Genomic DNA, 1,670 nt, shown 5'->3' on the forward strand with positions numbered 1-1,670 from the left:
AACTTCGCTTGTGTACGTCGATGCCAATAAATAACTTTGAGTCGGTAGTATCCTTTGTTTTCATAATAAAGAAATTAGATTGTTTTTATTATATAACTTAGGGTACGGCTTTTACATTGTTGCTATAATGCATATGCGCCCTTTGGGAAGCAAACGCACCGTACAAGAGATGTTACTATTAATTAAATGAAAATAAAAACAAAATTATGTTAAGAGGAATGATTAGAATATTCATTAGCTTAATCGTAGGCTTTTTCGCATTTAAAGGACTTTATGAAATAGTGTTTGAGGATAAAGATAAAATGTTAAAATTTGAAAAATTATTTAATGAAGGAAAAAAAACTACAGCATATCTTAATTCCGAATATAAAACAGTTACCTATAACAATAGGGATTTAAATATAAACAATATTGACTACACATATTCTGTTGAAGGTACGGAGTATTCAGGGACATATTTCTTTGATCAAGTTAATACTTCCGAATCAAATACTTTGACGGTATATTATTTACCTGAAGAGCCGGCTTTCAATGCTATCAATGTTCAGAAAAAACTTAATAATGCAAAGAAAAATTATGAAGAAAAAACAGGGTTATGGTTAAGTATTGGAACTTTAGTTGTTTCTATTTTATTATTGTTTTCTGGTATTAGAAAGTTAAAAAACTAATAATAACAACACCTATACGATAATGCGGGTTTTGGGAATAATCGAAAGGCTGTTGTCTATTTGGTTTGTCGCCAAAGATTTAAATTTAGTATTTTAGAAAATATAAAAACAAAACATAAACTTTGGCTAAGTGCTAGCTCGAAAACCTATGACTTTTTGCTCTCGCACTACGCATAGCTAAACGTTAGCATTAATAAAAACAAAAAATATATCCTTTGATTGGACACATCATCCGTTATATGATAAGCTATCTGAAAAAGCATCTTTACTTTTACCTAAATTAGGTTTTGAAAAGATTAAATCCGAAAGCGGACAAACTCTATTTGTATCTAAAGAAAAAATTTTAATTAACGTGAGTTCGATCTAAGCAATAACTTTATTAGGCAACATATTAGGTATTTTAATAGATGGTTTTTTAGGTAGAAATGAATATGCAATTAATCCAGATATCATATTTGTTATAAAATTTTCAAAAGATCGATGTCTAGAATGTTCAATTTGACAAGTGTTTTTGAGCACATCATTTACGGTTTCTATAATAGCTCTTTTTCTAAGAATTACCTTGTCCATAAAGTCCATAGCTTTCTTCTTCATGTTTTTTCGAACCTTTGTGATAAGGTGAATTCCATCTATAAACAATCTGTCGAATAGGTCTTTTACAATGTAGCCTTTGTCCCCGAAAATTTTCCCAAATATCTTATCGTGAAACTTCTTTTGTTTAAGAGGAAACCTATCATCAACATTGGCTGGAGTAAACATGAAATCAACTATTTCACCTTTATCATTGCAAACTAAATGTAGTTTAAATCCAAAATACCATCCCATTGTACCGTAACTTTTTTTGGCAATATCTTTAAAGACCTAATGCCGTTTTTTATGATACTCCCAATGCTTAGGACAGGATAAAGATATTTTTAATTTCTAAGAAGCCATTTGTTTTTGATAAAATATTTGATTTGGAGGTACTTTTCCGATTTCAGTATGTCTTCTTTTGGTGTTGTA

1 protein-coding gene and 1 pseudogene are annotated in these 1,670 nt (G+C 29.6%); one reads left to right on the top strand and one right to left on the bottom strand.

Annotation, left to right across the window (positions count from 1 at the left end; genetic code table 11):
* Positions 1 to 206: 206 nt before the first annotated feature.
* Positions 207 to 668: a hypothetical protein gene (locus ABD816_RS22045; protein ID WP_344931069.1), complete on the top strand. Its 462-nt coding sequence runs from the start codon at positions 207 to 209 to the stop codon at positions 666 to 668.
* A 363-nt stretch (positions 669 to 1,031) separates the two neighbouring features.
* Here ABD816_RS22045 and ABD816_RS22050 read toward each other — a convergent pair.
* Positions 1,032 to 1,529 (bottom strand): annotated as a pseudogene (locus tag ABD816_RS22050) (IS982 family transposase); the annotation flags it as partial.
* Positions 1,530 to 1,670 lie beyond the last annotated feature (141 nt).

The organism is Aquimarina addita, from assembly GCF_039539305.1.
Taxonomy (GTDB): Bacteria; Bacteroidota; Bacteroidia; order Flavobacteriales; family Flavobacteriaceae; genus Aquimarina; species Aquimarina addita.